The organism is Hephaestia sp. MAHUQ-44 (assembly GCF_023806085.1).
In the GTDB taxonomy this organism is placed as follows: Bacteria; Pseudomonadota; Alphaproteobacteria; order Sphingomonadales; family Sphingomonadaceae; genus Sphingomonas.
The window spans coordinates 127135-147900 of sequence record NZ_JAMSLX010000005.1; the positions used below are offsets into that span (position 1 = coordinate 127135).

General features: G+C 67.0%; 22 protein-coding genes. 14 read left to right on the top strand and 8 right to left on the bottom strand.

Annotated features, from left to right (window positions below):
- Positions 1-4: 4 nt before the first annotated feature.
- Positions 5-919 (bottom strand): SMP-30/gluconolactonase/LRE family protein, encoded by a 915-nt coding sequence (locus NFE57_RS07290; protein WP_252134916.1) that lies wholly within the window; start codon positions 917-919, stop codon positions 5-7.
- A 99-nt stretch (positions 920-1018) separates the two neighbouring features.
- On the opposite strand from NFE57_RS07290, the gene NFE57_RS07295 reads away from it, so the two are divergent.
- A complete protein-coding gene (locus NFE57_RS07295) occupies positions 1019-2683 on the top strand; it encodes a thiamine pyrophosphate-binding protein (protein ID WP_252134917.1) in 1665 nt (554 codons plus the stop codon).
- Between the two features lie 172 nt (positions 2684-2855).
- On the opposite strand, the gene NFE57_RS07300 is transcribed toward NFE57_RS07295, so the two are convergent.
- The 3 genes from NFE57_RS07300 to thiS all read right to left on the bottom strand — a co-directional run bounded on the left by NFE57_RS07300 (position 2856) and on the right by thiS (position 5158).
- Positions 2856-3026, bottom strand: a complete 171-nt coding sequence (locus NFE57_RS07300) for a CsbD family protein (protein ID WP_252134918.1) — start codon at positions 3024-3026, stop codon at positions 2856-2858.
- Between the two features lie 100 nt (positions 3027-3126).
- Positions 3127-3909 (bottom strand): alpha/beta hydrolase, encoded by a 783-nt coding sequence (locus NFE57_RS07305; RefSeq protein ID WP_252134919.1) that lies wholly within the window; start codon positions 3907-3909, stop codon positions 3127-3129.
- A 241-nt stretch (positions 3910-4150) separates the two neighbouring features.
- Entirely contained in the window at positions 4151-5158 is a 1008-nt protein-coding gene (gene thiS, locus NFE57_RS07310; RefSeq protein WP_286207707.1) for a sulfur carrier protein ThiS, read from the bottom strand.
- Positions 5159-5315: 157 nt separating this feature from the next.
- Here thiS and aroQ point away from each other — a divergent pair, with 157 nt between their 5' ends.
- The 13 genes from aroQ to bfr all read left to right on the top strand — a co-directional run bounded on the left by aroQ (position 5316) and on the right by bfr (position 16394).
- On the top strand, positions 5316-5750 hold the full coding sequence (gene aroQ / locus NFE57_RS07320) for a type II 3-dehydroquinate dehydratase (RefSeq protein ID WP_252134920.1): 435 nt from the start codon (positions 5316-5318) through the stop codon (positions 5748-5750).
- 33 nt (positions 5751-5783) lie between these two features.
- Complete coding sequence (gene accB, locus NFE57_RS07325; protein WP_252134921.1) at positions 5784-6266, top strand: acetyl-CoA carboxylase biotin carboxyl carrier protein; 483 nt, start codon at positions 5784-5786, stop codon at positions 6264-6266.
- Positions 6267-6375: 109 nt separating this feature from the next.
- A complete protein-coding gene (gene accC / locus NFE57_RS07330) occupies positions 6376-7734 on the top strand; it encodes an acetyl-CoA carboxylase biotin carboxylase subunit (protein WP_252134922.1) in 1359 nt (452 codons plus the stop codon).
- Between the two features lie 54 nt (positions 7735-7788).
- Positions 7789-8493, top strand: coding sequence for an RNA polymerase sigma factor (locus tag NFE57_RS07335; RefSeq protein WP_252134923.1), 705 nt, complete (start codon positions 7789-7791; stop codon positions 8491-8493).
- 307 nt (positions 8494-8800) lie between these two features.
- On the top strand, positions 8801-9145 hold the full coding sequence (locus NFE57_RS07340) for a hypothetical protein (RefSeq protein WP_252134924.1): 345 nt from the start codon (positions 8801-8803) through the stop codon (positions 9143-9145).
- A gap of 7 nt (positions 9146-9152) precedes the next feature.
- A complete protein-coding gene (locus NFE57_RS07345) occupies positions 9153-9581 on the top strand; it encodes a DUF2231 domain-containing protein (protein WP_252134925.1) in 429 nt (142 codons plus the stop codon).
- 26 nt (positions 9582-9607) lie between these two features.
- Complete coding sequence (locus NFE57_RS07350; RefSeq protein ID WP_252134926.1) at positions 9608-10102, top strand: hypothetical protein; 495 nt, start codon at positions 9608-9610, stop codon at positions 10100-10102.
- Positions 10099-10434: an arsenate reductase (glutaredoxin) gene (gene arsC, locus NFE57_RS07355; RefSeq protein ID WP_252134927.1), complete on the top strand. Its 336-nt coding sequence runs from the start codon at positions 10099-10101 to the stop codon at positions 10432-10434. The genes NFE57_RS07350 and arsC overlap by 4 nt, the downstream gene beginning before the upstream one ends.
- A 4-nt stretch (positions 10435-10438) precedes the next feature.
- On the top strand, positions 10439-11995 hold the full coding sequence (locus tag NFE57_RS07360; protein ID WP_252134928.1) for a phospholipase D-like domain-containing protein: 1557 nt from the start codon (positions 10439-10441) through the stop codon (positions 11993-11995).
- Between the two features lie 50 nt (positions 11996-12045).
- On the top strand, positions 12046-14292 hold the full coding sequence (gene purL / locus NFE57_RS07365) for a phosphoribosylformylglycinamidine synthase subunit PurL (RefSeq protein WP_252134929.1): 2247 nt from the start codon (positions 12046-12048) through the stop codon (positions 14290-14292).
- A gap of 16 nt (positions 14293-14308) precedes the next feature.
- Positions 14309-15553, top strand: a complete 1245-nt coding sequence (locus NFE57_RS07370; protein ID WP_252134930.1) for a DUF418 domain-containing protein — start codon at positions 14309-14311, stop codon at positions 15551-15553.
- Positions 15554-15619: 66 nt separating this feature from the next.
- A complete protein-coding gene (locus NFE57_RS07375) occupies positions 15620-15814 on the top strand; it encodes a (2Fe-2S)-binding protein (RefSeq protein ID WP_252134931.1) in 195 nt (64 codons plus the stop codon).
- 97 nt (positions 15815-15911) lie between these two features.
- Positions 15912-16394: a bacterioferritin gene (gene bfr, locus NFE57_RS07380; protein ID WP_252135063.1), complete on the top strand. Its 483-nt coding sequence runs from the start codon at positions 15912-15914 to the stop codon at positions 16392-16394.
- Positions 16395-16436: 42 nt separating this feature from the next.
- Here bfr and NFE57_RS07385 read toward each other — a convergent pair whose 3' ends face one another.
- The 4 genes from NFE57_RS07385 to NFE57_RS07400 all read right to left on the bottom strand — a co-directional run bounded on the left by NFE57_RS07385 (position 16437) and on the right by NFE57_RS07400 (position 20759).
- Positions 16437-16862 (bottom strand): Hpt domain-containing protein, encoded by a 426-nt coding sequence (locus tag NFE57_RS07385; RefSeq protein WP_252134932.1) that lies wholly within the window; start codon positions 16860-16862, stop codon positions 16437-16439.
- Positions 16863-17226: 364 nt separating this feature from the next.
- Positions 17227-18606, bottom strand: coding sequence for a ribosome biogenesis GTPase Der (gene der, locus NFE57_RS07390; RefSeq protein ID WP_252134933.1), 1380 nt, complete (start codon positions 18604-18606; stop codon positions 17227-17229).
- A 132-nt stretch (positions 18607-18738) separates the two neighbouring features.
- Entirely contained in the window at positions 18739-20061 is a 1323-nt protein-coding gene (locus NFE57_RS07395; protein ID WP_252134934.1) for an outer membrane protein assembly factor BamB family protein, read from the bottom strand.
- Positions 20058-20759, bottom strand: a complete 702-nt coding sequence (locus NFE57_RS07400; protein WP_252134935.1) for a tetratricopeptide repeat protein — start codon at positions 20757-20759, stop codon at positions 20058-20060. The genes NFE57_RS07395 and NFE57_RS07400 overlap by 4 nt, the downstream gene beginning before the upstream one ends.
- Between the last annotated feature and the right edge of the window lie 7 nt (positions 20760-20766).

Consider the following 20766-nt stretch of genomic DNA (forward strand, 5'->3'; position numbering starts at 1 on the left):
CGGATCAGAAGGCGAGTTTCAGCCCCGGCCGCTGCCAGCGCATCGCCGCCAGCCGACCCGTTGCCGACAGCGTGATGAACGCCGTGTGCCGATCGGCGCCGCCCCACGCGATATTGGTGGTGAGCGGATCGTCGGTCGGCACGAAATCGACCAGTGCACCGTCTGGGGCAATCACGCTGATTCCGCTCGCACCAATGGTCGCGACGCAGATATTGCCGCTTTCCTCCACCCCCAACGAATCGAAATAGGTGTAGCCCCCCGCGCCATAGAGGAACGTCCCACCAGCCCCCGACAGCCCCTGCCCCACGGCAACCTCACCGGGGCCGGTGACGTCGAACGCCCAGAGTTTGGTGGTGTAGGTTTCGGCCACATAGAGCAGCGTGCCATCGGGCGAGAGGCCGATGCCGTTGGGGTTTTCGAGCGGGAAGATCACCTCGCGGCAGGCGCTGCCGTCGGCACGCGCGTAGAACACCCCGGTGATGTCGCGCGAGCGCGGGTGCGTCTTGCCGTGATCGGTGAACCAGAAGCCGCCATGCGTATCGAACACGATGTCGTTGGGGCCGCACAGCGGCCTGCCCGCCGCCTCGGTATAGAGCGTCTCCACCGCGCCGGTGGCGATGTCGATCCGCTGGATCGACCCGCCACCATAATCGGCGGCGGTGCCATGCGGGATCAGCAGGCCATCGGCCTCGATCCAGCCGAAGCCGCCGTTGTTGCAGCAATAGAGCGCGCCATCGGGCCCGATCGCGAGCCCGTTGGGGCCGCCGCCGGGCTCGGCCACGGTCTCTTTGCGGCCATCGGGGCGGACGCGGGTGATGCGGCCGGCGGCGATCTCGACCACGATCACGCTGCCGTCGGGCAGCGCGACCGGGCCCTCGGGGAAGCGCAGACCGGTGGCGATCGTCGAGAGCTGGCTCATGGCATCATCCCCTTATGTCCATTTTGGGCGCACCCAATCATGACCGTCGCGGCGAGGCAAGCGCGGGAGGTGGGTTCCCGCCGACGCGCGAATGGCGCTATGAATGGCGCAGGGAGATATCGAGTGAGCACACGGACCGGCGGACGCATCCTGGTCGACAACCTCGTCAGGCAAGGGTGCGACCGCATCTTTACCGTCCCCGGCGAAAGCTTCCTTGCGGTGCTCGATGCGCTTCACGACACCCCCGCCATCGATCTGGTCGTGTGCCGGCAGGAAGGCGGCGTAGGCTTCATGGCGTGCGCCGACGCGACGATGACCAACCGGCCGGGGATCGCCTTTGCCACGCGCGGGCCGGGCGCGACCAATGCCGCGATCGGGGTGCATGTCGCGCGGCAGGATTCGCGGCCGATGATTCTGTTCGTCGGCGATGTCGACCGCACGACGCGCGACCGCGAGGCGTTTCAGGAGATCGATTTCGAGGCGCTGTTCACCCCCATCGCCAAATGGGCGGCGCGGATCGACGACGCGCGGCGCATCCCCGAATATATCGCGCGCGCCTATATGGTCGCGATGGCGGGGCGGCCGGGGCCGGTGGTGCTCGCGCTGCCCGAGGACATGTTGCGCGACGAGGTCGAAGCGATCGACCGCGCGCGCGTCGCGGCGCCGGTGCAGGCGTGCGACCCGATCGCGATGGGCGAACTCTCCGCCATGCTCGACCGCGCCGAGCGGCCGGTGGCGATCATCGGCGGCGCCGACTGGAATGGCGATGCGGCACACGATTTCGCGGGCTGGGCCGCCAGGACCGGGATTCCGGTGGCGGCGGCATTCCGGCGACAGGATGCGGTGGCCAACGATTGCCCGGTCTACGCCGGCAATCTGGGTTATGGCCCCAACCCCAAGCTCGCCGCGCGCATCCGCGATGCCGATCTGCTGCTCATCGTCGGCGCGCGGCTCGGCGAGGCGACCACCGACGGCTATACGCTGGTGACGCCCGAGCATCCGGGGCAGGCGCTCGTCCACGTCCACCCCGATCCGGCCGAACTGGGGATGACCTATCGCACCGATCTCGCGATCTGCGCGAGCATGGCCGAATTCGCCGAGGACGTGCATGCAATCGAGCGCGAGCCGCTGGCGGCGGGCGCCGAGGCGCATGCCGAATGGCGCGTCTGGGCGACGCCCCAGCCGCGCGACGTGACGATGGATCTTGGCCCGTGCGTGGCGGCGATGCGCGCGGCGCTGCCCGCCGACACGATCATCTGCAACGGCGCGGGCAATTTTTCGGGCTGGTGGCACCGGTACTGGCATTATGCCGGGCCGGTGTGCCAGTTGGCGCCGACCGCGGGGGCGATGGGGTACGGCGTGCCCGCGGCGACCGCGGCGGCGCTCAGACACCGCGACCGGCAGGTTGTCGCGCTTGCCGGCGACGGCGATTTCCTGATGAACGGGCAGGAACTGGCGACTGCGGTGGCGCACGACGCCGAGATGATCGTGCTCGTGATCGACAATGGCGCCTATGGCACGATCCGGATGCATCAGGAGCGCGAATATCCCGGGCGGCTATCGGGCACCGCGCTGAAGAATCCAGATTTCGCGGCGCTGGCGCGCGCTTATGGCTGTTGGGCGGAAACCGTGGCGCGCACCGAGGACTTCGCGCCCGCGCTCGACCGCGCGCTGGGCGAGACAGGCGTGCGGCTGCTGCACCTCAAGACCGATATCGAGGTGATCACGGCCAGCACGACGATCAGCAAGATACGCGGACAATAGCCAAGCCCGAGCGCAACTGCACTGTGCTCCTGCGCAAGCGGGGGTCCAACACCACCGGCGAATGGCGCTCGAAATCCCGGGTTCGATCCCGACGCTCCGGGCCATGTACAGCCGGTAATAAAGGCCGCCCCGGTTGCCCGGCGCGGCCTTTCGTTCAGCCACTGAGGCCGCGTCAGATATCGTCGCCTAGCGCGCCTTTTACCTTGCCCACGACCTTTTGCGCCTTGCCCTTGCCTTCCTGCGCGGCGCCTTCTGCGCGGGTCTTGGGATCGCCGCTATGCTGCTTGGCCTTGCCGATCGCTTCGTTGACCGTGCCTTTGATCTTGTCGGTAAGCTCACCCATGATCCGGTACCTCCTACACAGCGCTCCCGGGCGACGATCGACCGGGGATGCACTCGCAGCAAAGAACCATCGAAGCGCGGCGGCGGTTCCGCGCTTTATCTCAACCGACTGTTTTCTTGAGAAAATCCATCACCGCCTGCCAGGTGGGCGCGGCACCCTGCGGGTCTTTGGCCTCGATCAGCGTCGACGCGCCGTGGATCGCGCCTTCGGGGGGCGTGAAGAAGGTCGCCTTGCCGCCCGGCACGCGCGCGGCGATCGCCCTGGCCGCCGCGATTTCCTTGGGATCGTTGGCCGCGGTGATGAAGATCGGCTGCGGCAGATATTCCGCCGAGCGGCCGACCGAATGCTTGTCCTGCATATATTCGCCCGGCGAGAACGCCAGCACCGCCTTGACGACCTCGGGGTAGCTGCTGGCGACGGGGATCACGAGCGAGGCCGAATAGCTGCTGCCCCAGAGCACCACCGGCAGCCCGATCGGCCGCGCCCAGCGCACCGCGCCGTCGAGATCGGCCATCGCCTCTTCATAGGGTTTCGAGCCGCCCATCCGCTCGACCGTCTCGTTATGCCCGTACAGATCGCCGCCCGCACGCTGATCGATCGCGAGCGCCGAATAGCCCGCGGCGGCGAGCTTCGGCGCGATCGTGGCATATTCCTCCTTGCTCGACCCCGCCTGGTGGAACAGCAGGATCAGCGCCTTGGGGTTCCGGGCTTCGTAAAAATCGCCACGGATCGATTTCTGATCCGACGCCTGGAGCCAGACCACGGCGGGCTTGATCGCGGGGGCGGCGGCAGCGGCGTTGGCGGCGGCATCATTGGCGGTGGGTTGGTTCTGGCAACCGGCGGCGAGCGCGAGCAGCCCGGCGGCGAGCAGGGGGCGGATCATAAGGCGGCTCTCCCGTTTTACGCGCGCGTTTTTCCAGCGAACGTCCGGTTTGTTATCGGATACCTAACCTGCCGCACCCTTGATGGCGAAACAAGGCTCCCCACCGGCCGCCGTATCAGCACACCGCCCACAACCCGTTCGCCCTGAGCTTGTCGAAGGGCCGTTCTTTCTTTTCGACGCCGCAAAAGAACGGTGCTTCGACAAGCTCAGCACGAACGGATCAGGTTTAAGGCTCTTTGCCCTAGATCAGCCCCGCGAGCGGGCTCGACGGATCGGCGTAGCGGCGCACGCCCATGCGGCCGGCGCGATAGGCGAGGCGGCCGCCCTCGATCGCCGCCTTCATCGCGGCCGCCATCATGATCGGGTCTTTCGCCTCGGCGATCGCAGTGTTCATCAGCACGCCGTCACACCCCAATTCCATCGCCACCGCCGCATCCGACGCGGTGCCGACCCCGGCATCGACCAGCACGGGGACGCCCGCGCCCTCGACGATCAGCCGGATCGTGATCCGGTTCTGGATGCCGAGCCCCGAGCCGATCGGCGCGCCCAGCGGCATGATCGCGACCGCGCCCGCATTTTCCAGCCGCTTGGCCGCGATCGGATCGTCGACGCAATAGACCATCGGCTTGAAGCCTTCGTTGGCGAGGATTTCGGTCGCGCGCAGCGTTTCGACCATATCGGGGTAGAGCGTTTTCGCTTCGCCCAGCACCTCGAGCTTGACCAGATCCCAGCCCCCCACCTCACGCGCCAGCCGGAGCGTGCGGATCGCTTCCTCGCCGGTGTAGCAACCCGCGGTGTTGGGGAGGTAGGTGATCTTTTTGGGATCGATAAAGTCGGTCAGCATCGGCGCATTGCGATCGCTGACGTTGACGCGGCGCACGGCGACGGTGACGATTTCCGCGCCCGATGCCGCGAGCGCGGCGGCGTTCTGCTCGAAATCCTTATATTTGCCGGTGCCGACGATCAGCCGCGAGCGGAAGGTCTTGCCCGCGACCGTCCAGCTATCGTCCGCGATCGGGCGCACATGATCGCCGCCGCCGACGAAATGGACGATCTCGATCGCATCGCCTTCCTCCACACGCACGTCGGCGAGCGTCGAGCGCGGCACCACTTCGAGGTTACGCTCCACCGCGACCTTTTCCGGCGCCAGCCCCAATTGCGCCGCCAGCCCGGCGAGCGTGAGCCCGGCGGCAACGCGCTGCTGCGCGCCATTGACGTGAATCGTGATGCTTTGATCGGTGTGCGCCATGGTAACTCCGTTCGAGCCGAGCCTGTCGGCGCCCCACCCCCGCCGCCGGGGAACCGCCCTGACGACAAGCGCAGGGCGAACGGAGCGAGGACAGGTGGCCCAGGATTCGGTTTTCATATAAGGACCGCGCATTGTCCGCCGCAACCGATAGGCACCCATGCCCGATACGATCTTCGTTCTGAACGGCCCCAACCTCAATCTGCTGGGGCTGCGCGAACCCGACATCTATGGCCACGAGACGCTCGACGATATCGCGGCACGGATGGAAGATCGCGCGCGCGCCCTCGACCTCACGATCGATCTGCGCCAGTCGAACCACGAGGGGCATCTGATCGACTGGCTCCACGAAGCGCAGGCGATCGGTGCCAGGGCGGTGATCCTCAATCCCGGCGGCTATACGCATACCTCGGTCGCGCTGCACGACGCGATCAAAGCGGTTGCGACGCCGGTGATCGAGGTGCATCTGTCCAACCCGCACGCCCGCGAGGCGTTTCGCCACATCAGCTATGTCGGCCGCGCCGCCAGAGGAACGGTGGCCGGATTCGGCGCGATGTCGTACATGCTCGCGCTTGAAGCGGCGGCGCGACTCTGACAGGAGGCGCGCGTGACAGGGAAAAGGGTCCAAATGACCGATAACAAAGATCATCATATGCGCATCGACGTCGATCTGGTGCGCCAGCTTGCCGAGATGCTCGACTCCACCGGGCTGACCGAGATCGAGGTCGAGGATGGCGACCGCAAGGTACGCATCGCGCGCACCGCCGCTGCCGCCGCACCGGTGCAATACGCCGCCGCGCCCGCGATGCCGGCACCCGCTGCCGCGCCTGCCGCCGCCGCGCCCGCGGCCGAGGCGCCCGCCGCTGCGGCGGTCGGCGCCAATGCCGTGCGATCGCCGATGGTGGGCACCGTCTATCTGGCGAGCGAGCCGGGCGCGAAGCCGTTTTCGAGCGTCGGCCAGACCGTCGCCGCCGGCGACACGCTGGTGATCGTCGAGGCGATGAAGGTGATGAACCCGATCGTCGCGCCGTCCGCCGGGGTGGTGAAGGCGGTGCTGGTCGAGAACGGCCAGCCGGTCGAGTTCGATCAGCCGCTGGTCGTGGTTGAATAAAAGATTTTGGCAGCGTTTTCCCAATTGTTCGGGCTGAGCCTGTCGGAGCCTGCCCTTCGACAGGCTCAGGGCGAACGGGGGAAAGCGCGTGCTCACGGGAAATGCGTCCATGCGTGAAATCAAGAAACTGCTGATCGCCAATCGTGGTGAGATCGCGCTGCGTATCCATCGCGCGTGCCACGAAATGGGGATCAAGACGGTCGCGGTGCATTCGACCGCCGATGCCGACGCGATGCACGTCCGGCTCGCCGACGAAGCGGTGTGCATCGGCCCGCCGAGCGCGACCGATTCGTACCTCAACATCCCCAACATCATTTCCGCGGCCGAAATCTCGGGCGCGGACGCGATCCATCCCGGCTACGGTTTCCTGAGCGAAAACGCCAAATTCGCCGAGATCGTCGAGGCGCACGACCTGATCTTCGTCGGCCCCAAGCCCGAACATATCCGCATCATGGGCGACAAGGTGGAGGCCAAGCACAGCGCGGGCGCGCTCGGCCTGCCGCTGGTGCCGGGTTCGGACGGCGCGATCAGCGATATCGACGAGGCCAAGCAGATCGCGCGCGAGATCGGTTATCCGGTGCTGATCAAGGCCGCCTCGGGCGGCGGCGGGCGCGGCATGAAGGTGGTGCCCGACGAGGACCATCTCGAAACGCTGATGAGCCAGGCGGGGAGCGAGGCGAAGGCCGCGTTCGGCGATGCCACCGTCTATATGGAGAAATATCTTGGCAACCCGCGCCACATCGAATTCCAGATTTTCGGCGATGGCGAGGGCAAGGCAATCCACCTCGGCGAGCGCGACTGCTCGCTCCAGCGCCGCCACCAGAAGGTGCTCGAGGAAGCGCCCTCGCCGATCCTGAGCCGCGCCGAGCGCGACCGGATGGGCGGCATCGTCGCCAAGGCGATGGCCAACATGGGCTATCGCGGCGCGGGGACGATCGAGTTCCTGTGGGAAGACGGCGAATTCTACTTCATCGAGATGAACACCCGGCTTCAGGTCGAGCATCCGATCACCGAGATGATCACCGGGCTCGATCTGGTGCGCGAACAGATCCGCGTCGCCGAGGGCAGAGGGCTGACCTGCACGCAGGACGAGGTCCGTTTCGAGGGCCATGCGATCGAATGCCGGATCAACGCCGAGGACCCGCGCACCTTCGCGCCGTCGCCGGGCACCGTCACGCAGTTCCACGCCCCCGGCGGGATGCACGTTCGCGTCGATAGCGGGCTGTATACCGGGTATAAGGTGCCGCCTTATTACGACAGCATGATCGCCAAGCTGATCGTCTACGGCACCACGCGCGAGCGCTGCCTGATGCGGCTCAAGCGCGCGCTGGAGGAATTCGTGATCGAGGGGATGAAGACCACGATCCCCTTGCACCAGGCATTGCTCGACGATCCCGACTTCCAGCGCGGCGACTATACGATCAAATGGCTCGAGGAATGGCTCGCGCGCGAACAGGCCAAGGGGTAGCACGACGCAACCGCCGCCGGGAACTTTCGCGGGCACCCCGCATCTAATGCGATCATGACGATCGCACACCACGCCCCGGCTACCCCCCGCCCTGACGACGACCTGCTGCGCCGCGCGCGCGCAGGCGATCGCGATGCCTTCTCCACGATCATGACGCGGGGCAACCAGCGGCTGTTCCGCATCGCGCGCAGCGTGGTGGGCAACGACAGCGAGGCCGAGGACGTCCTCCAGGAAAGCTATCTGCGGGCGTTCCGGGCGATCGGGGGGTTTCGCGGCGACGCCGACGTCATGACCTGGCTGACCCGGATCGTCGTCAACGAAGCGCGCGGACGGCTGCGCAAGCGCCGCCCCACGGTGGGGCTCGAACAGATCGAACGCGCGCAGGAAGCGGGCGCGGCGATCATCGCCTTCCCCACCCCGCCGGGCTTCGCCTCCCCCGAGGCGGCGGCCGAATCGGCACATTTGCGGCGGATGATCGAGGCCGCGATCGATGAACTGTCCGAACCGTTCCGGCTGGTGTTCATCCTGCGCGACGTCAACGGCCGCTCGATCGAGGAGACCGCCGACGCGCTCGGTATCCCGGCGGCGACCGTCAAGACGCGGCTCCATCGCGCACGACGGCAGATGCGCGCCGCGATCGACGATCGCCTGCGCGCGACGATCGCCGAGGCCTTCTCGTTCCTCGGCCCGGCCTGCGCACGGATTACGGCCACGGTGCTGGCACGGCTCGACGAGCAAGAGGTTGGCGTGGAGCGTTAGGGTCGCCTCCACGCCCGAGGAGGCGACACCGGCCCCCTCCCCCCACGGCCGGTGCCGCCTCCGGTTGTCGGCGCTTCACCGCCTAAGAGTCTGTTTGAGAAATTGCGAAACAGCGATTTCTGGAGCGGCACCGGCCCACTCTCCCACCCGGCCACCCAATGCGATTATCCTATGGGTGACCGGGTGGGGGAATGGGCCGGCACCGCAATGCGCCGGAAGGCGCATTCTCAAACAGGCCCTGAAACCAGCGGGAACCTTTCGGTTGCCCCCACCATCCAATCGGCGGGCTTTCAGGGGAGAAGACATCATGCTCGTTTATGCAGTCATCGCTTTTGCCGTCGCGGCGGTCGGCGGCCTGATACTGGCCGCGTCGGTCTTGCGCGGCCAGCTCGCGCCCTGGGCGCTGTCGCTCGTCCATGCCGCACTGGGCGCCACCGGGCTGGTGCTCGTCTTGGTGGCGGTGCTCGGCGGGGCCGGCGGCCATGCGCCGCTCGCGCTCATCATCCTGCTGGTCGCGGCGCTCGGCGGGTTTTTCCTCGCCTCGTTCCATCTGCGTAAGGCCCCGGCCCCCAAGCCGGTGGTGATCGTCCACGCCGCCGTTGCGGTGACCGGTGTCGTGCTGCTCGCCTGCACCGCGTTCGGGATCGCGTGAGGCCGCGATGCGGCTGATCGGCCACCCGCTGCATCCGATGCTGGTCCATTTCCCGATCGCCTTCTGGGTGGCGGGAAGCGTGGGCGACGTGCTGACGCTGGCCGGACTGGCCGGGGCACGCCCGATCGCGTGGCTCGCGATCGGCGTGGGCGACGCGGTCGCGCTGGCGACGATGGCGGCGGGACTGGTCGATTTCACCGCGCTCGACGAACGGCTGGTGCCCGCCGCGATGCGCCACATCGCGCTGATGGCGACCGCGTGGCTGCTCTACACGATCGCCTTCGTGTGGCGCAGCCATGGGTTCGCCCCCGGCGACGGGCCGGTATTGTTGCCGGCCTTGTGTGGGTTTGCCGGGATGATTGCGTTGCTGGGCGGTGCGTGGCAAGGCGGCGAGCTGGTCTATCGTCACGGCGCAGGGGCCATTCCCCAACGGTAGCGTATCCGGCGCGATCGGCGTAACCGGTGACGCATGACGCTGATCGCTGCACCGCATGGGCACGCTACCGCTCCGGCGACGGGCTGACGATGCGCGTGGCGCGGCGGCATCTCCGACGTCGGCGGTCGCGCCGGTTCTGGCTGGCAACGCTCGCGCTGGCAGCGATCGTGGTGGCGGCGGGGCTGGTGTGGCAGCAGCAGCGCGCGCGCCCCGACCCGGCCGTGCTACTCTCCGACCGTCAGCAGCGCGTCGCGGCGGCATCGGCGGCGTTGCGCGCCGATCCCAATGTCGCCGATCTGGTCTATTCGCCGCGCGCCGACCAATGGGACGTGACCCCCGCCATGGCCAGTGCCGATGCGACCGCGTTTGCCCGTTATATCTGTTTCGTGCTTGATACCCACCGCGTCACGCATCCTACGACGAGCGTGCGCGTTATCGACAATGAAGCGCTCGATGCGAGCGGGTTCGATTACAATCAGGCCAGCCGTGGCCGGCTGACCTGCGGAACGGAGACACAATGAAGGCGACCATCTGGCACAACCCGCGCTGTTCCAAATCACGGCAGGCGCTGGCGATCCTCGAAGACGCGGGCGCCGAGGTGACGGTGATCGATTACCTCAAGAACCCGCCGGGCGCGGGCGACCTCAAGGCGCTGTACGCACGCGCCGGGATGACGCCGCGCGAGGGGCTGCGCACCGCCGAAGCCGGCGCCAAGCCGCTGAAGGACGCCGACGATGCCGCGATTCTCGCCGCGATGGCGGCCGATCCGATCCTGATCGAGCGTCCGCTGGTCGCCACCGACAAGGGCGTGGTGCTCGGCCGCCCGCCCGAGAAGGTGCGCGAGATCCTCTGAGCCGATGGCACGCCCCACCCCCGCCCTCGAGCCCGGCCGCAATTGCTGGCGCATCGCGCGCGCCGACCGCGCGAGCGTGATCGTCGATGCCGCCGATTATTTCCGCGTCGCGCGCACGGCGATGACCGATGCGACGCACCAGATCCTGCTGATCGGCTGGGATTTCGACGCGCGGATCAAGCTGGTCCATGACGACGCCACCGCCGACGAGGTGCCCGTATCGGTAGGGCATTTCATCGACTGGCTGGTGGCGCACACGCCAACGCTGCATTTCAATATCCTGCGCTGGGATGTGGGCGCGATCAAATCGGTCTTTCGCGGCAAGACGATCTTCACGATCGCGCGCTGGATGGCGCACGACCGGATCACGCTCAAGCTCGACGGCGCGCACCCGACCGGCGCCTCACACCACCAGAAGATCGTGGTGATCGACGATTGCCTCGCCTTTTGCGGCGGGATCGACATGACCGACGATCGTTGGGACACGCGCGCGCATGATGACGACGCGCCCGAGCGCATCCAGCCCGACGGCAAGCCTTATGATCCGTGGCACGATGCGACCACCGCGATCGCGGGGCCGGCGGCGGCGGCCCTGGGCGATCTCTCTCGCGCGCGCTGGGCGCGGGCGGGCGGAACCCCGCTGCCCGTGCCGCCCGCCACCGACGCGTGCTGGCCCGAGGGGCTGGAGGTCGATTTCGACGATGTCGATCTCGCGATCTCGCGTACGGTGCCCGAGATGGACGGGGTGACGCCCGCGCACGAGATCGAGCAGCTTTATTGCGATCTGATCGCGCGCGCCGAGCGCTGGATCTATGCCGAAAGCCAGTATTTCGCGTCGCGCCGCGTGGCCGAGGCGATCGCCAGGCGGCTCGATGAGCCCGACGGCCCCGAGATCGTGATCCTCAACCCCGTCACCGCCGAAGGCTGGCTGGAGCCGATCGCGATGGATTCGGCGCGCGCGCGGTTGATGGAGGCGCTGCGGCGGCGTGACGCGCATGGCCGGCTGCGATTGTATCATCCGATGACCGCGGGCGGCACGCCGATCTATGTCCACGCCAAGATCATGATCGTCGATGGCGAAATTTTGCGGGTCGGCTCGTCCAATTTCAACAACCGGTCGATGCGGCTCGACACCGAATGCGACGTGACGATCGACGCGACGCGCAAGGGCAACGCCCATGCCGCGCCCGCGATCGCGCGAATCGCTCATGAACTGCTTGCCGAGCATCTGGGGGTGGCGCCCGAGACGATCGCGGCGCGGTTCGCCGAGACGGGGTCGCTGATCGCGACGATCGAATCGCTGCGCGGTGCGGGCAAGACGGTGCAGCCGTATGAAATCCCCGATCTGGGCGAGGTCGAGGCCTGGCTCGCCGATCACGAGGTGCTCGACCCCGAAGGCCCCGACGCGATGTTCGAGGCGCCGACCGCGCGCGGGCTGTTCCGGCATCTGAGAGGCGGATCGAGCGGGAAGCCACGCCGCACAGCGCCGATCGCACTGGCGGCGGTGGGGGCCGCGGGGCTGGCCGGACTCGCCATCTGGCGGTCGACCCGAAAGCGGTAAGCCGGGCTTTGCTCTAGCGAGTCGCGCGCGGCCCGGCTAAAGCCCGCGTCATGACCGACATCACCCCTGAAATCGTCGCCCAGCACGGGCTCAGCGAAGAAGAATATGCGCGCGTGCTGCGCGCACTCGGCCGCGCCCCGAACCTTGTCGAACTCGGCATTTTTTCGGTGATGTGGTCCGAGCATTGCAGCTACAAAAGCTCGCGCATCCATTTGAAAAAGCTGCCCACCACCGGCCCACAGGTGATTTGCGGCCCCGGCGAGAATGCCGGCGTGATCGACATCGGCGACGGCCCCGACGGAACCAAGCTGGCGGCGATCTTCAAGATGGAGAGCCACAACCACCCGTCGTATATCGAACCCTATCAGGGCGCGGCGACGGGCGTCGGCGGCATCCTGCGCGACGTCTTCACGATGGGCGCGCGGCCGGTGGCCAATATGAACGCGCTGCGGTTCGGTTCGCCCGACCACCCCAAGATGCGCCACCTGATCGCGGGCGTCGTCCAGGGCATCGGCGGTTACGGCAATTGCGTCGGCGTGCCGACGGTGGGCGGCGAGGTCAATTTCCACAGCGCCTATGACGGCAACATCCTGGTCAACGCGATGACCGTCGGCATCGCACAGGCCGACAAGATCTTCTATTCGGCCGCCTCGGGCGTGGGCAATCCGATCGTCTATGTCGGATCGAAGACCGGGCGCGACGGCATCCACGGCGCGACGATGGCCTCGGCCGATTTCGACGAGGATTCGGACGACAAGCGCCCCACCGTGCAGGTCGGCGACCCGTTCACCGAGAAATTGCTGATCGAGGCGTGCCTCGAACTGATGGCATCGGACGCGATCGTCGCGATCCAGGATATGGGCGCGGCGGGGCTCACCTCATCATCGGTCGAAATGGCGTCGAAGGGCGGCGTCGGGATCGAACTGGTGATGGACGACGTGCCGCAGCGCGAAACCGGCATGACCCCGTATGAGATGATGCTCAGCGAATCGCAGGAGCGGATGCTGATGGTCCTCAAGCCCGGCCGCGAGCCCGAGGCCGAGGCGATCTTCCGCAAATGGGAATTGGATTTCGCGGTGATCGGGCATGTCACCGATACCGGGCGGATGGTGCTCAAGTTCGAAGGCGAGACGGTGTGCGACATCCCGCTGGCGCCACTCGCCGACGATGCGCCCGCCTATGACCGGCCGTGGGTGGCGACCATTCCTCCTGCCCCGCTGCACGATATTCCCGACGTGACCGACCTTGCCGCCGACCTCAAGACGCTGATGGGATCGCCCGATATCGCCAGCCGCCGCTGGATCTGGGAGCAATATGACCACATGGTCGGCGGCGACACCGTGCAGCGCCCCGGCGGCGACGCGGCAGTGGTGCGCGTCCACGGCACCGACAAGGCGCTGGCGATCACCACCGATTGCACCCCGCGTTACTGCTTTGCCGACCCCGTCGAGGGCGGGCGGCAGGCGATCGCGGAGGCCTGGCGCAACCTGACCGCGGTGGGCGCCACGCCGCTCGCGACCACCGACTGCATGAATTTCGGCAACCCGCAGCGGCCCGAGATCATGGGGCAGTTCGTCGGCTGCATCGAGGGCATGGCCGAGGCGTGCGCCGCGCTCGATTTCCCGATCGTGAGCGGCAACGTCAGCCTCTATAACGAGACCAAGAACGAGGACGGCAGCGGCTCCGCCATCCTGCCCACCCCCGCGATCGGCGGCGTCGGGTTGCTCGAGGACTGGTCCAAATCGGCGACGATCGGTTTCAAGGGCAGCGGCGACGTGCTGGTGGTGATCGGCACGCGCGGCGGGCATCTGGGCCAGTCGCTGTGGCTGCGCGAAGTCCATGGCCGTGAGGGCACCGAGGCCGGGCCGCCGCCGCCGGTCGATCTCGCCGCCGAGCGCCGGACCGGCGATTTCGTGCGCGGCCAGATCAATGTCGGCGCGCTGACCGCGGTGCACGACGTGTCCGACGGCGGGCTTGCCGTCACGATCGCCGAAATGGCGCTGGCGGGCGATATCGGCGCGCTGATCCAGCCCGCCGGGCCGGGGCATATCGCCAAGCAATTCTTCGCCGAGGATCAGGGACTGTACGTCGCCACGGTCGATGACGCGCATCTGCTCGATTTCCTGACCGGCGCCGATGCCGCTGGGGTCGAGGTCGAGCGGATCGGGCGGACCGCGGGCAAGCGGCTGATCTTCGAACTGGCCGACCACGATTTCTGCGTGCCGCTCGACGAGCTGCGCGCGGTGCACGAAGGCTTTTTCCCCGATTTGATGGGGACCGGCGCCGCGCGCGGCTGAGCCGGCAGGCGGGGCGATGACGGCGCTCGCCCCGCCCATGGCGCGGATCGCCGCGATCGATGCCGTGCGCGGGTTCGCAATACTCGGCATCCTGATCATGAACGTGGTCGGGATGGCGATGCCGGGCGCGGCCTATGACGACCCCCGCGCTTATGGCGGCGCGGCAGGCGTCGATCTGATCGCCTGGACGGCGGGGTTCGTGGTTGCCGACGGCAAGATGCGCGGGCTGTTCACGATGCTGTTCGGCGCGTCGATGGCGATCGTCGCCGACCGCGCCGTCGCGCGCGGGGCGAGCCCGGCGGCGGTCCATTATCAGCGGATGGCGTGGTTGCTCGTGATCGGGCTGATCCACGCTTATGCGATCTGGCACGGCGACATTCTGGTCGAATATGCGGTGACCGGCGCGATCCTGTTTTTCGCGATTCGGTGGCGCCCGGCGGCGCTGTTCTACATGGCGCTGGTGTTCTGGGGCATCGACATCGCGATGCACGTCGACGGCTGGTGGGCGCTCGACACATTACGGACCGTCGCCGCCCGGCCCGATGCCGCGCCCGAGACGATCGCGCACTGGGTGCGGCTGTCGGCCCCCGATACGGCGGCGGTCGCGCGCGAGCTGGCCGCCTATCGCGGCGATCTTGCGAGCGTTGCAGCGGCGCGGATGGCCAACGCGCTCGCGATTCAGCGGATGTTACCGCAATTGCTGATCGAATCGCTGGGCATGGCGGCGCTGGGGATCGGCCTTTACCGCACCGGCTATTTCACGCGCTGGCCGGTGCAGGTGCATCGTGCGCTGATCGTCGCGGGTGGAATTGCGCTGGGGCTCACCGCGTGGGTGGCGATCGGCACGGCCGATCTCGATCCGGTCGCGATGGCGCGAGCGAAGGTCGCGAGCCTCGTGCTGCGGCCCGCGATCATGCTGGGCTATGCGAGCGCGCTGATCCTGCTGGTGGCGAACGGGCGGCGCCGCGAACTGGGCGCGCGGCTGGCGGCGGCGGGGCGGATGGCGCTGACCAATTATCTCGCGTGCAGCATCGTCCTCACCACGATCTTCTACGGCTATGGCGGCGGGCTGTTCGGCACACTTTCGCGCGCGGCGCTGGTGCCGATCGTGCTCGCGATGTGGGGGCTGATTCTGCTGTGGTCGGCGCCCTGGCTCGCGCATTATCGCTACGGCCCGATCGAATGGCTGTGGCGCAGCCTGGCGCGTCGCGCGTTGCAACCGATGCGCATTGGCCATAAGGCGCCCCGCAAACGCGACTGACTCGCAATAAGGCTTGCGAATCACTCGCATTAGCCCTAGACGATCGACGACCGAAAGGAGATTCGCGTGGTCGTCTGTATCTGTAATGCCCTGCGGGAAGATGACGTGCGCGCCGCGGCACGCGGCGGTGCGACCAGCGTCTGCCAGGCGTATCGCACGTTCGATCGCCAGCCCAAATGCGGCCAGTGCGCCTGTTTCGCGCGCGAGATCATCGATGCCGAACACGCCGCGATGGAAAGCGAAATGCGCGCGGCTGCGTAGCATTCGCATCAAGGAAAACCGCTGATTTCCGCCATTTTTAAGGTGTCCTTCGCGGGCGCAATGGCGTAGACTCATGGCCAGTGCACAGGAGGCCATGATGAAGGGCGACCCCAAGGTCATCGATTTTCTGAACGAGGCGCTCAAGAACGAGCTGACCGCGATCAACCAGTATTTCCTGCATTACCGCATGCTCGATCATTGGGGCGTCAAGCGGCTCGCCAAGTTCGAATATGAAGAATCGATCGACGAGATGAAGCATGCCGACATGCTCGCCGAGCGCATCCTGTTTCTCGACGGGCTGCCCAATTTCCAGCTGCTCGGGCGGCTGCGGATCGGCGAGACGGTGGAGGAAATCCTCAAGGCCGATCTCGCGCTCGAAATGGATGCGGTGCCCCAGCTCAAGAACGCGATCGAATATTGCGAGCAGGTGCGCGATTACGTCAGCCGCGACCTGTTCCGGCGTATCCTCTCCAGCGAGGAAGAGCATGTCGATACGCTCGAGACCCAGTTCGAGATGATCGAGCGGATGGGGATCGAGAATTACATCCAGCTTCAGTCGCGCCCCGCGATCGAGGATTGACTGGCGGCCCTGCCCTCTCAGCGCGAGAGGGCGCAGAGACGCTCAGGAATGGCCGAAGCCGCCCGCACGGCGGCCGAAGCCGTTGCTTTCGTGGCGCTGCATCAGCGGATTCGCCTCGCGTTCGAGCATATCGAGCGTGCGCTCGAACAGCGGGCGAAGCTTGACCACGAGTTCGAGCGCTTCGCTGGGATTGTCGCGGGTTTCGACGCAATCGCGCGCGATCATCTCGATTCGCTCGGACAATGTGGCGAGCGGCTCAGCCCCGAACTGATATGATTCGCCCTTCAGCGTGTGCGCCGGAATGATGAGCGCCGCCGAATCGCCGCGCCGCATCGCGTCTTCGATCGCCGCGACCGATTTGACGCCATCTTCGCGGAAATAGCCGAGAATACGCACAAAACTGGCGCCCAGCTCGCTGCGGGCCTCTTGAAAGACCGCCCAATCCACCAGCGAATCCTGTTCGATCATGCTCGCATCATTCCCCGCGTGGCGCCGCAGCCCCCTGGCAACGCCGCACCCGAATCTAGCCAAAGTGGGTAAACACGCGGTTGACGTGAGAGATCGCCAGAGCGGGATTCAGCGTTGCCGAATCCGGGCGCGATGCCAGGCGATCAGATCATGCAAGCGCGAGCGCCAAAGATGGCGGGTTCGTCCTGAGCCCTTCGAGAGACCATGCTAGCTCTGGGCGCCGCCGCAAGAAGAACGGTGCTTCGACAAGCTCAGCACGAACGGGCCGTGGGCGGTGATGTCGCGTTGCGGCGCGACTCTGGGTTATCGTTTGTTTGCCGTGGCTTCCGGGTTGCCAGATGATTCCATCGGGCTCGACGCCACTCTAGCCGCCGAACGGATTCTTGGGCGCACGCAGCGTCAGCCGGATCGGGACCGCGCCGAAGCCGAGATCGCGGCGAATGCCGTTGATCAGATAGCGCTGGTAGCTGTCGGGGAGTTGATCGACGCGGGTACCGAACAGCACGAAGCCGGGCGGGCGCGTCTTGGCCTGCGTCAGATAGCGCAGCTTGATCCGCTTGCCGCCGGGCGCGGGCGGCGGATTGGCCTCGATCGCGCGCTCGAACCAGCGGTTGAGTTCGCCGGTACCGATCCGCCGCGACCATGATTCGCGGGTCTCGAACGCGACCTTGACCAGCGTATCGATGCCCTTGCCGGTCGCCCCCGAGACGGTGAGCAGCGGAATGCCCTTGACCTGTGCCAGCCCCTCCTCAAGCGCGCCGCGCACGCCGTTGAACAGCGACGACGCATTCTCGGCGATATCCCATTTGTTGAGCGCGATCACGAGCGCGCGGCCTTCCTCGAGCACGTTCGCGGCGATCTTGAGATCCTGCACCTCGAGCCCGCGGGTCGCATCGAGCAGCAGCACCACGACCTCGGCGAAATCGATCGCGTGGAGCGCATCCGACACCGAGAGCTTTTCGAGCTTGTCCTGCACGCGTGCGCGCTTGCGCATCCCCGCGGTGTCGATCAGCCGCACCTCGCGCATCCCGCCCTCGGGCCCGCTCTCCGGATCGTGCCACTGCCAGTCGATCGCGATCGAATCGCGGGTGATTCCCGCCTCGGGGCCGGTGATCAGCCGATCCTCGCCCAGCATCCGGTTGATGAGGGTCGACTTTCCCGCATTGGGGCGCCCGACGATCGCGAGCTTGAGCGGGCTGTCGAGACTTTCCGGGTCGGCATCGTCGTCATCGATCGGCGTCTTGCCGTCGAGATGCGGCAGCAGCGCCTCGAACAGATCGGCCATCCCCTCGCCGTGTTCGGCCGAGAGCTGCACCGGATCGCCGAAGCCGAGCGCCATCGCTTCGTAGACCCCCGCTTCGCCGGCGCGCCCTTCGGCCTTGTTGGCGACGAGCACGATCGGGGTTTTCGCACCGCGCAGCCAGCGGGCGATTTCCTCGTCGAGCGGGACGATTCCCGCCCGCGCATCGACCAGGAACAGCGCGACATCGGCCTGGCGCACCGCCGCCTCGGTCTGCACGCGCATCCGCCCCGGCAGCGTTGCCGCATCCTCATCCTCGTAACCGGCGGTGTCGATGATGCGGAAATCGAGCCCGATCAGGCTCGCATCGCCCTCACGCCGATCGCGCGTGACGCCGGGCTGGTCGTCGACCAGCGCAAGCTTCTTGCCGACGAGCCGGTTGAACAGCGTCGACTTGCCGACATTGGGGCGGCCGATGATGGCAACGGTGGGGAGCCTGGACATGCGTGCCTTCTAGCGTGTGTGGGGCGTAAGGCGAAACCGTGCTCCTGCGACAGCAGCAGCACGGAATCGCGAACGTGAGCGAATGTGCCCCGTACGCCTGCCTAGACCGGAGCACTGATCTGACAGCCAGCCCTAGCGGAAAGCCGAGATGCGGCCCGAATGATCGAGGATGTAGAGCGTGTTGCTCGCCACCACGGGGGAAAGCGTGATCGCGTCGCCGACCGCCATCCGGCCGATTTCCTCGCCCGTCTGCGGCGAGGCGAACACCACATCACCCTCGCTGTTGCCAAGGATGAGACGATTGCCCGCGAGCACCGGGCCGGTCCAGGTGATCAGCCCCTTGCTCTTCTTCTCGTTCTTGAAGTGGCGGAGCTGGTGGAGCCAGCGAATCTTGCCGCTGCCGCTCGACAGCGCGATCAGCCGGGCATCGTCGGTGACGACGAACACCCATTCGCCCACCACCCACGGCGTGGCAATGCCCGCGAAATCCTGTTCCCACAGCCGCTGACCGGTATCGAGCTGGATCGCGACCATGCGCCCACCCTGCCCGACCGCGTAGACACGGCCCCGATCGATCACCGGATCGGCATCGATATCGGCAAGCGACGACACCGAGGTCGAGATCGTCGTGCGCGACAACGCATCCTGCCACAAGGTGCGGCCGTTCTCGTAGCGATAGGCATTGAGTTCGCCCGACGAGAAGCCCGCGACGATGCTGCCCTGCGCCACCGCCGGCGCGGCGACGCCGAACACGCCCTGCGATTCGAGCGAGGCGCTTTCGGTCCAGGCGATTTTGCCGGTCGCCTGCGACAGCGCGTAGAGCTGATTGTCCTGGCTGAGCACATAGACATTGCCGTTGCCGATCGACGGCGCCCCGCGCAGCGGCCCGCCCGGACGTGCCCGCCAGACCTCGGTGCCGTCGGTCGCCTTGAGCGCGACGACATCGCCGAGCCCGTCCGTGGCATAGAGCGTGCCGTTATCGACGCTGACGCCGCCGCCGAAGCGCGCGCTGGCGTTCTGGTCGCCGGTCGCGATCTGGCGTTTCCAAAGCAGGGCGCCATTATCGGCCGAGAACGCATGGACGACCGCGTTGACGTCGATCGCGTAGACGCGGCCATCGGCCACCGCGGGCGACGCGGCGAGACGCTGGCGGTTCGATCCGCCCTCGATCTGCGCGGTCCAGGCGCGCGCCAGCGAGCCGCCGAGCGCGAGATGCCCCATCGATTTGGCCGCGTTGCCGCCCGGCTGGCTCCACGCCGCATTGGCGGCGGGCGCCGGCAGCAGCACCTCGACCCCCTGCAAGGCGGCATCGGGCGAGACATTGTCTTCGGTAACGAGGATCGGCACGCGATCGCCGACGGTCGGCGTCTTTTTACCGCCGCCCTTGAAAATCCCGCAGCCACTGAGCGCGAGCAGCGCCATCGCCACGGCGGGCGCCTTCATCCGCTTGATCATTGCGCTGCCTTGTCCTCGTTCTGATCGACCGCATCCACCCCTAGAGTCCCCGACATCTGAACCGCACGTTGACGGATCGATTCGGGGACGTGCTCGGTCGCGGCGATCTCGCCGAACAATTTACCCGCAAGATCGGCCCGGCCCTGACGAAGATGGGCGAGCGCGACCATTTCGCCCGCGCTGCCGATCCACGGGCTGCCCTTCACCGCCAGCCCGCGCAGACGGTTGATGACCACTTCGGGCTTGAGCGAATCATATTCGGCCGCCGTCTGGCGAATCAGCGCGAGATCGCGAAACGCCGCGGCCAGCTTCTGGTCCTGCGCGATGCTCGCGAACTTGGCGGCCGCGCCCTTGAGATCGTTCTTCTGAAGCAGGATATCGGCCTCGGTGAAGCGCGCCATCGCGCGGTAGCCGGGGGTATTCGACTCCGCGAGCGGGCCGAGCTGTTTCGCCGCGTCGCCGACCTTGTTCGCACCGAGCGACTCGATCGCCTGCTGGAACTGCTCGCCTTCGACCCCGGCGGCCTGTTCCTGATGGTGCCGCCAGTAGAGATACCCGCCGAGCGCCAGCAGCACGGCGACGATGCCGACGATGATCCATACGCCGAAACGGCGTGCGAATTCGGCCATTTCGTCGCGGCGAAGCTCCTCATCCACCTCGCGGAAGAAAACCTCGTTGGTCGGGGGCTGGGACGCCAAAGGGGGA

Bases quoted from the DNA above. Each gene is read 5' to 3' on its own strand.
- NFE57_RS07290 (WP_252134916.1), bottom strand. From the start codon at position 919: ATGAGCCAGCTCTCGACGATCGCCACCGGTCTGCGCTTCCCCGAGGGC.
- NFE57_RS07295 (WP_252134917.1), top strand. From the start codon at position 1,019: ATGAATGGCGCAGGGAGATATCGAGTGAGCACACGGACCGGCGGACGC.
- NFE57_RS07300 (WP_252134918.1), bottom strand. From the start codon at position 3,026: ATGGGTGAGCTTACCGACAAGATCAAAGGCACGGTCAACGAAGCGATC.
- NFE57_RS07305 (WP_252134919.1), bottom strand. From the start codon at position 3,909: ATGATCCGCCCCCTGCTCGCCGCCGGGCTGCTCGCGCTCGCCGCCGGT.
- thiS (WP_286207707.1), bottom strand. From the start codon at position 5,158: ATGGCGCACACCGATCAAAGCATCACGATTCACGTCAATGGCGCGCAG.
- aroQ (WP_252134920.1), top strand. From the start codon at position 5,316: ATGCCCGATACGATCTTCGTTCTGAACGGCCCCAACCTCAATCTGCTG.
- accB (WP_252134921.1), top strand. From the start codon at position 5,784: ATGACCGATAACAAAGATCATCATATGCGCATCGACGTCGATCTGGTG.
- accC (WP_252134922.1), top strand. From the start codon at position 6,376: ATGCGTGAAATCAAGAAACTGCTGATCGCCAATCGTGGTGAGATCGCG.
- NFE57_RS07335 (WP_252134923.1), top strand. From the start codon at position 7,789: ATGACGATCGCACACCACGCCCCGGCTACCCCCCGCCCTGACGACGAC.
- NFE57_RS07340 (WP_252134924.1), top strand. From the start codon at position 8,801: ATGCTCGTTTATGCAGTCATCGCTTTTGCCGTCGCGGCGGTCGGCGGC.
- NFE57_RS07345 (WP_252134925.1), top strand. From the start codon at position 9,153: ATGCGGCTGATCGGCCACCCGCTGCATCCGATGCTGGTCCATTTCCCG.
- arsC (WP_252134927.1), top strand. From the start codon at position 10,099: ATGAAGGCGACCATCTGGCACAACCCGCGCTGTTCCAAATCACGGCAG.
- NFE57_RS07360 (WP_252134928.1), top strand. From the start codon at position 10,439: ATGGCACGCCCCACCCCCGCCCTCGAGCCCGGCCGCAATTGCTGGCGC.
- purL (WP_252134929.1), top strand. From the start codon at position 12,046: ATGACCGACATCACCCCTGAAATCGTCGCCCAGCACGGGCTCAGCGAA.
- NFE57_RS07370 (WP_252134930.1), top strand. From the start codon at position 14,309: ATGACGGCGCTCGCCCCGCCCATGGCGCGGATCGCCGCGATCGATGCC.
- bfr (WP_252135063.1), top strand. From the start codon at position 15,912: ATGAAGGGCGACCCCAAGGTCATCGATTTTCTGAACGAGGCGCTCAAG.
- NFE57_RS07385 (WP_252134932.1), bottom strand. From the start codon at position 16,862: ATGATCGAACAGGATTCGCTGGTGGATTGGGCGGTCTTTCAAGAGGCC.
- der (WP_252134933.1), bottom strand. From the start codon at position 18,606: ATGTCCAGGCTCCCCACCGTTGCCATCATCGGCCGCCCCAATGTCGGC.
- NFE57_RS07395 (WP_252134934.1), bottom strand. From the start codon at position 20,061: ATGATCAAGCGGATGAAGGCGCCCGCCGTGGCGATGGCGCTGCTCGCG.